Origin of the sequence: Saccharothrix mutabilis subsp. mutabilis (assembly GCF_039521145.1) — a bacterium.
Classification (GTDB): domain Bacteria; phylum Actinomycetota; class Actinomycetes; order Mycobacteriales; family Pseudonocardiaceae; genus Actinosynnema; species Actinosynnema mutabilis.
The window spans coordinates 1-8181 of record NZ_BAAABU010000044.1 but is presented as its reverse complement, the minus strand read 5'-3'; the positions used below and the strand labels follow the sequence as shown (position 1 = coordinate 8181).

Here is an 8181-nt window from a genome sequence, read left to right as displayed (position 1 = left end):
GCTTTTCCGTCCTCCCCGTACGGCCTGGCGGAGCCGACCACACTTTCCCGGGGTTGGTCGAAAAACTTTTGCTCGTCCCTCGCAAAACTTTTTGGCCCAACCCCGGGAAAGTGTGGTAGCCCTTCGGGCAGGCCGTACGGGGAGGACGGAAAAGCCAAAAGCAGGCGCGCTGCGCGCGCCCGAGAACACGCGCTGCGCGCACGCCAGGCACAAGCGAGAGGCGGCCCGCCGGGGGGCGGACCGCCTCTCGATCGAACGTGCGACAGCGGGATTCCTACAGGGTCAGGCTCCACGAGTCGATGTACCCGGTGTCCGCCGAGTACACGTCCTGCACCTGGAGCTTCCAAGTGCCGTTGCGCAGCTCGGACGACACGTTCGCCGTGTACGTCGTGTCGATGTTGTCCGCCGAGTCGTTGTTGGACGACTTCAACCGGTACGTGGACCCGTCCGGCGCGACCAGGTCGATCACCACGTCACCGCGGTAGGTGTGCTTGATGTGCACCTCGACCGCGGACGTCGCCGACGCGTTGCCCGTGCAGTTCGCGATGGTGATGGTGCTGCTGACCGCCGCGCCGTTGTCCGGGATGTTGACGTCCGTGGCGTTGGTGGCCGTCGGGCAGGAGCCGGGCGGGTTGCCGGCGCCGCCGTACGGGTTGGCCGCCTTCTTCGCCGAGTACATCAGCATCGGCTTGACCTTCGGCCAGAACGTGGACGTCTGGCAGGAGAACGCCGGGAAGAAGCCGCTGCACGTGCCCGAACCCGGGCCGATCTCCCACACGAACGACGCCGTGCCGAGGTCGTCGTACACCCAGTCGTCGGTCGCGCCGGCCGCGTTGTAGAGCACCTCGCCCGGCTGGCCGTACTGCCAGCCGCCCGCGATGCGCGCCATCTCCTGCGCCATGCCGCGCAGCGCCGCGTCGTTGCCCGTCTTGTAGGACGTCGTCCAGCCCCACGGGAACAGCACGAGGTTCGAGTAGCTGTGCATGGAGATCACGACACCGGTGGTGTCGGCCGGGGCGGCGTCGGTGGTGCCGGTACCGCGGCGGTCCTTGTAGAGGTTGCGCCACAACGCTTGCAGCGCCTTGGTCTCGACCTCGGAGTTGGCCGACGGGCCCTTGTAGGTCTGGTCGCACGGGTTGGAGGACGTGCCCGCGCCGCCCCAGTGCGAGTCGGTGTTGCGGTTCAGGTCGACGCCGATGTGCGACGACGACGTGCCCGAGCAGTTCGACCCGTTGGTGGTGTTGGCGTTCTTGCGCTGGTAGCGCGGCGTGTTGCCGCCCTGCTGCACGATGTTCACGCCGTCGGGGTTGGCGATCGGCACGACCCACACCTCGGTGGAGTCGAGCAGCGCGGTGACCTCGGCGTCGGTGCCGTAGCCCTGGGTCAGGTGGTCGATCCAGCGGTAGGCCATGTCGCCGGTGGTCAGCTCGCGGGCGTGCAGTTGGCCCATCACGAAGAACCGCGGCTTGGGCGCGGTCGGGCTGAGCGCGCAGTCGCCGGCGTTCTTCTTGGTGATGCAGATGGCGCGCAGGTCGTAACCGCCGGAGCCCTGGGTCTTGCGCCACGAGTCGCCGTAGTCGACCACGGTGGCCAGTGACGAGTACTGCGAGGCGACCGCGTCCAGGTGCGCGTACTGCGCGTTGACGGTGCGGTAGCCGCCGTAGTAGGTCTCCTCCAGCGCCGCCGCGTCCAGGGACTGCGACTTGCGCTTGGGCGGCTCCCACTGCGGGGCGGGCAGGACCTCGTCGATGACCGAGGTGAAGCCCTCCTTCTTCAGCTTGTCGCCGGTGGCCGAGTCACCGAGGACGAACAGGTTGTCGCCCTCCCGCTGCTCCAGCACGTCGAAGCCACGGCCGAGCAGGTCCTGGGCGGCTTTGCCCAGCGGCGCGTGGACCTTGTAGACGTACGTGGGGCCGGCGGGGGCGGCGGTCACCTCGGGTGCGGGGCCCGCGGTGCCGGGGACGCCGCCGTTGATCACCGCGGCGGCCGTGACACCGGCTATCGCCAGTGTCACGAGTGAACGTCTGGTCGACTTCACGGTTGTTCCTCCTAGGCAGGGTTGAGCAGGAGGATGAGCCAAATCGCGACCCTTGCACACCCTCCAACCGGCCATACCTGTTGCTTATGGGCTCGCCTGTTAACGCCTCGGGGCCGGGGGATGCGGGCATCCGGCGCAACGCCCTCTGCGACGCTTGACCCTGCCCCTGGGGCACGCCCGAGGCTCGACCGCGTGGAGGAGGTGCGGGTGCTGGTCACCATCGGCGAGTTCGCGCGCAGGTCGCGGCTGTCGCTCAAGGCGTTGCGCCTGTACGAGCGGCAGGGCCTGCTGCGGCCGGCGGAGGTGGACCCGTTCAACGGCTACCGCCGGTACGACGTGGACCAGCTCGCGGACGCCCGCCTGGTGGCCCTGCTGCGCCGGCTGGACATGCCGCTCGCGGAGGTCGCCGCGGTGATGGCGGCCCCGGACCGCGCGGCCGTGCTGGCGGCGTACTGGGCGCGGGTCGAGCGGCGGTTCGCGGTGCAACGGGACCTGGCCGCCCACCTCCACGTCGTGTTGACCGGAGGGAAGGGGTTGTCGGAGATGTACGAGGTCCACGTGCGGGACGTGCCCGAGCAGGTCGTGCTGACCGAGCAGCGGCACGTCGCGCAGCTGGAGCTGGAGGAGTGGATGGCCGCCGCCATGACCCGGGTGGAGAAGGCGGCGGGTGGTTTCGGCGGCGTGTCCGAGGCGCCGTTCGTGATCTACCACGGCGAGGTGAACGAGGACAGTGACGGCCCGGTGGAGGTGTGCGTGCCCATCGCGGCCGAGAGTGCCCCGCCCAACGCCCCGGCGCGCGTCGAGCCGGCTCACCGCGAGGCGTACGTGCGGTTGAAGAAGCGCGAGGTCGAGTACCCGCAGATCCTGTCGGCGTACGACGCGGTCGGGCGGTGGGTCAAGGAGCAGGGCTTGGCGGAGGCCGGCGCGCCGCGCGAGGTGTACTGGGCGGACTGGGACGGGGCCGGGCCGGACGACGAGGTCTGCGACATCGCCTACCCGGTGAAGTAGGCCCTGCGGGTCGCGGTGCCCGGCGCGGGGACCGGGCACCACCCGATCGTGTGACATGCAGGATCTGCGACCGATCGCCGTCTCGCGCGTCCCGGTAGATGAGGAGCGCGGGAGACGGGGAGAGGTGCGGGCCGGCCCGGGCTGGGGAACCAGGCCGGCCCGCGGCGGGGGTGGGCTAGGGAGCGGACTCCGGGTCCGAGCCGGGAACCTGGGCGAGGTCGGGAACCTGGGCGGGGCCGGGAACCTGGACGAGGCCGGGAACCTGGGCGGGGCCGGCAGCTTGAGCCGAGCCGGCAGCCTGGGCCCCTTCGGCAGCCTGAGCCGGGCGGCGGGTGGGCATGGCCAGGGCGACCAGGGTGCCCACCAGGGCGAAGGCCGCCACGACCGTCATGGACGCCCCGAACCCCGCCGTGAAGTCGGCCGCAGACGCGCACCCGCCGACCCCCGCGAACACGGCCACCGCCACCGCCACGCCGAACACCCCGCCCAGGATCCGCAGCATCATGAACGCCCCCGCCGCCTGCCCGACCTCCGCCGCCCGCACGGCCCCGACCACCGCCTTCTGCGCCGCGGGCATGGCCATCGTCAGCCCCACGCCGCCCAGGACCAGCGCGGGCAGGACCACGGCGTACCCCGCGCCCGCCGTCGCCGCGATCCACGCCGTCCCGAGCGTCTGCAGCAGCAGCCCCAGAACCACGAACGTCCGCTCACCCCACCGGTCCGCCAACCGCCCGGCGATCGGCGCGCACACCATGAGCGTCGCGGTCCACGGCACCAGCCTCAGCCCGGCCTCCAGCGGACCGTCCCCCAGCACCACCTGGAAGTACTGCGCCAGGAAGAAAAGCGTCCCGTACAGCGACGCGAACACGCAGAAGTTCGCCGGGTTGGCCGTCGCGAACGCCCGCAGGCGGAAGAAGCGCATCGGCAGCATCGGCGCGTGGAAACGGCGCTCCCACAACACAAAGCCGCCCACCAACGCGACACCCGCCCCCAGCGCGCCGACCACCTCGGCGCTCCCCCACCCCGCGACGTTCCCCCGCACCAACCCCCACACGACCCCGAACGCGCCGGCGGTCACCAGCACCACCCCGACCAGGTCCAACGGCCCGCCGACGCCGAAGCCCTCCCCCACGCGCCACCGCGTCAGCACGACCGCCACGACCCCGACCGGCAGGTTCAGCCAGAAGATCCACTGCCACGCCAGCCCGTCCACCACGATCCCGCCGACGAACGGCCCGCTGAACGTCGCCAACCCCGTGATCCCCAGGTACAGCCCCATCGCCCGCCCCCGCCGCGCGGGCGGGAAGGCGGCGCTGACCAGCGTCAACGACAACGGCAGCACCATCGCCGCCCCGACCCCCTGCACGGCCCGCGCCGCGATCAGCACCCCGATGTCCGGCGCCAGCGCGCACCCCGCCGACGCCACCGTGAACACCGCCAGCCCGACCACGAACACCCGCCGCCGTCCGAACCGCTCGCCCAGCGCCGCCCCGGTCAACAGCAGCACCGCGAACGTCAGGTTGTAGGCGTTGACCGTCCACTCCAGCGCCTCGACCGACGCCCCGAGGTCCTCCCGGATCGTGGCCAACGCGGTCGTCACGACCAGGCTGTCCAGCGCCATCATGAACGACGCCAGCGACGCCAGCCCCAACACCCACCGCTGCGCCGCGGTCACCGCGAACCCCCGCGCAACGACCGGGGCAGCCCGAACGCCGCCAGCAGCGAGTTGTCCACGAACCGCGTCAGCCCGGCGACCCGGTCCCCCGCCATCGTCAGCACGAGCACCCCGTGCGCCCGCGGGATCGGGGTGAGCAGGTACGCGCCGAACGCCGGTTGCCCGTTCGCCCGCGTCGGCACCAGCCGGTGCCGCCGCCCGTCCCGCATCGCGACGGTGGTCAGGAAGTTCCGCACGTCCGCCAAGCCCTCGTACACCAGCGGCAGCGGCGGCATGCTCAACCGGACGTCGTCGCTGAGCAGCGCCACGACCGCGTCGACGTCCCCCGCCTCGAACGCCCGGACGAACTCGTCCACCACCCGCCGCTCGCGGGGTGACGGCGGCGACCCGGCCCGACCCGGCATCGCCGCGCGCGCCCGCTTCAGCGCGCCGGCCACCGCGTCCGGGGTGGTGCCCAGCATCACCGCGACCTCGGCGGCCCGGAACCCCAGCACGTCCCGCAGCACCAGCACCACCCGTTGCCGCGGCGGCAACCCCTGCAACGCCGCCAGGAACGCCAGGGACACCGACTCGCGCAGCTCGTACCGGGCGTCGGGACCGGGCGCGTGGTCGGCGACCCCGTCGAGCAGGACGTCCGGGTAGGGCTCCAGCCACGCCGGTTCCGCGTGGCGGTGCGACGGTTCGGGCAACGAGACCTCCGGCCGGTAGTCGACCGGCGAACGGCGGTCGCCGGCGCGCAACGCGTTCAGGCAGCGGTTGGTCGCGATCCGGTACAGCCACGTCCGCACCGACGCCCGCCCCTCGAAGGCGCCGATGCCCCGCCACGCCGCCAGGAGCGTCTCCTGGAGCACGTCCTCCGCGTCCTGCACCGACCCCAGCACGCGGTAGCAGTGCAGTTGCAGCTCACCCCGGTGCGGCTCGACGAGCGCCCGGAACGCGTCGCCGTCCCCGTCCCGCGCCCGCGCCAGCAGTTCCGCGGTCCGTTGCATGGTGGTCCTCCCAACCCGTGGTCCTCGCACAGGTATGGACACCGCCCGACCCGGGAAGTGGTCGCTATCCCTCGGACCGGCTCAACCGGACGTCCAGGGCGGTGTGCCGGCGACCCGCGCCGACGGTGCGCACGGCCTGCCCGATCGCCTTGCGCGACCCGACCAGCACCACCAGCTTCTTGGCCCGCGTCACCGCCGTGTAGAGCAGGTTGCGCTGCAACATCAACCACGCGCTCGTGGTGATTGGGACGACCACGCACGGGTACTCACTGCCCTGTGAGCGATGAATCGTCATGGCGTAAGCGTGGGTCAGCTCGTCGAGTTCGCCGAATTCGTAGTCCACGTCCTCGTCCTCGTCGGTGCGAACCGTCAACTTCTGGTCCACGACGTCGATGCCCGTGACGACCGCGAGCGTCCCGTTGAACACCCCGTTCGCGCCCTTGTCGTAGTTGTTCCGGATCTGGGTGACCTTGTCCCCCACCCGGAACACCCGCCCGCCGAACCGCCGCTCCGGCACGGTCGGCCGCGCCGGGGTCAGCGCCTCCTGGAGCACGACGTTCAACGCCCCCGCGCCCGCCGCGCCGCGGTGCATCGGCGTGAGCACCTGCACGTCGGTGCGCGGGTCGAGGCCGAACCGGCGCGGGATGCGGGACGCCACCACGTCCACGGTCAGCGCCGCCGCCTCCTCCGCGTCCTCGCAGGGGAACAGGAAGAAGTCCGGCAGCCCCTGCACCAGCGGGTAGTCGCCGGAGTTGATGCGGTGCGCGTTGGTGACCACGCCGGACTCCTGCGCCTGCCGGAAGATGTGCGTCAACCGCACGTGCGGGACCGGGCTGCCGGGCGCGAGCACGTCGCGCAGCACCTCGCCCGCGCCCACCGACGGCAACTGGTCCACGTCCCCGACCAGCAGCAGGTGTGTCCCGGGTGCGATGGCCTTCACCAACTTGTTGGCCAGCAACAGGTCCAGCATCGACGCCTCGTCCACCACGACCAGGTCGGCCTCCAGCGGCCGGTCGCGGTCGTAGGCCGCGTCCCCGCCGGGCCGCAACTCCAGCAGCCGGTGCACCGTGCGCGCCTCGTGCCCGGTCAACTCGGCCAACCGCTTCGCCGCCCGCCCGGTCGGCGCGGCCAACACCACCCGCGCCCGCTTCGCCACGGCCAGCCGCACGATCGACCGCACGGTGAAGCTCTTCCCGCACCCGGGCCCGCCGGTCAGCACGGCCACCTTGCGCGTCAACGCCAGTTGCACGGCCTCGCGCTGCTTCTCCTCCAGCGAAGCGCCCAACCACGCGAACGCCCGCTCCCAATCGACCTCGCCGAACGCGGGCATCCGCTCGGCGTCGGTGCGCAGCAACCGGACGAGCGACCCGGCCAACGACACCTCGGCCCGGTGGAACGGCACCAGGTACACGGCCGCCTCGCCGTCCGGCATGACCTCCCGCACCACCCCCTCCTCCTCGACCAGCTCGGCCAGGCAGTCGATCACCAGCCCGGTGTCGACCTGGAGGATCTTCACGGCGTCGGCGATCAGCCGGTTCTCCGGCAGGAAGCAGTCCCCGTCCCCGGTCGCCTCGGACAGGGTGAACTGCAACCCCGCCTTGACCCGCTGCGGGCTGTCGTGCGGGATGCCGACGGCCTGCGCGATGACGTCGGCGGTCCGGAACCCGATGCCCCACACGTCCGACGCCAACCGGTACGGCTCGGTGCGCACGACGTCGATCGACCGGTCCTGGTACTGCTTGTAGATCCGCACCGCCAACGACGTGGACACCCCGACGCCCTGAAGGAAGACCATCACCTCCTTGATGGCCTTCTGCTCCTCCCACGCCGCGGCGATCAACTTCGTCCGCTTCGGCCCGAGCTTGGGCACCTCGATCAGCCGCTCCGGCGACTGCTCGATGACGTCGAGCGCGTCCAGCCCGAAGTGCGTGACGATCCTGTCCGCGAGCACCGGCCCGATGCCCTTGATCAGCCCGGACCCGAGGTAGCGGCGAATGCCCTGGATCGTGGCGGGCAACACGGACGTGTAATCGTCCACGTGGAACTGCCGCCCGTACTGCGGGTGCGACCCCCACCGCCCCCGCATCCGGATCGACTCCCCGGGCTGCACCCCGAGCAACGAGCCGACAACGGTGACCAACTCCCCGCCCCCACGCCCGGTGTCGACCCGGGCAACGGTGTAACCGGTCTCCTCGTTGGCGAACGTGATCCGCTCCAAGGTCGCCTCAAGCACCGCGTCCGCCACACCCACCAACCTATCCCCCACACACCCGCCCTTGACGCGCGCAGCGCGTCCCGTAGGGCCTCGTGAGGTCACGACCCAACCCGGGCTTCTTGCTTGTGTCATCTCCGTATGGCCTGCCCGAAGGGCTACTGAGGTGCCTGAAGGATCTCGGACAGTGACCCAAAGTAGAATTGGGTGACTGAACGGAGTGGTTGTGGCACACAAGAAATCGCGGCGGCACAGCGCC

The 8181-nt window shown here is 71.4% G+C and carries 5 protein-coding genes; 1 reads left to right on the top strand and 4 read right to left on the bottom strand.

The window, feature by feature from the left end; genetic code table 11:
- Positions 1-274 precede the first annotated feature (274 nt).
- Positions 275-2014 (bottom strand): M14 family zinc carboxypeptidase, encoded by a 1740-nt coding sequence (locus ABD126_RS38435; protein ID WP_343940591.1) that lies wholly within the window; start codon positions 2012-2014, stop codon positions 275-277.
- Positions 2015-2230: 216 nt separating this feature from the next.
- On the opposite strand from ABD126_RS38435, the gene ABD126_RS38430 reads away from it, so the two are divergent.
- Positions 2231-3046, top strand: coding sequence for a MerR family transcriptional regulator (locus ABD126_RS38430; protein ID WP_343940589.1), 816 nt, complete (start codon positions 2231-2233; stop codon positions 3044-3046).
- A 175-nt stretch (positions 3047-3221) separates the two neighbouring features.
- Here the strand turns inward: ABD126_RS38430 and ABD126_RS38425 are convergent, their stop codons facing one another.
- From ABD126_RS38425 to recD2, 3 genes are all read right to left on the bottom strand, one after another.
- Positions 3222-4721, bottom strand: coding sequence for an MFS transporter (locus ABD126_RS38425; protein ID WP_343940587.1), 1500 nt, complete (start codon positions 4719-4721; stop codon positions 3222-3224).
- Entirely contained in the window at positions 4718-5710 is a 993-nt protein-coding gene (locus ABD126_RS38420; RefSeq protein ID WP_343940585.1) for a sigma-70 family RNA polymerase sigma factor, read from the bottom strand. Before ABD126_RS38420 ends, ABD126_RS38425 begins: the two co-directional genes overlap by 4 nt.
- A 64-nt stretch (positions 5711-5774) precedes the next feature.
- A complete protein-coding gene (recD2, locus tag ABD126_RS38415; RefSeq protein ID WP_343940583.1) occupies positions 5775-7955 on the bottom strand; it encodes an SF1B family DNA helicase RecD2 in 2181 nt (726 codons plus the stop codon).
- Positions 7956-8181: the final 226 nt, after the last annotated feature.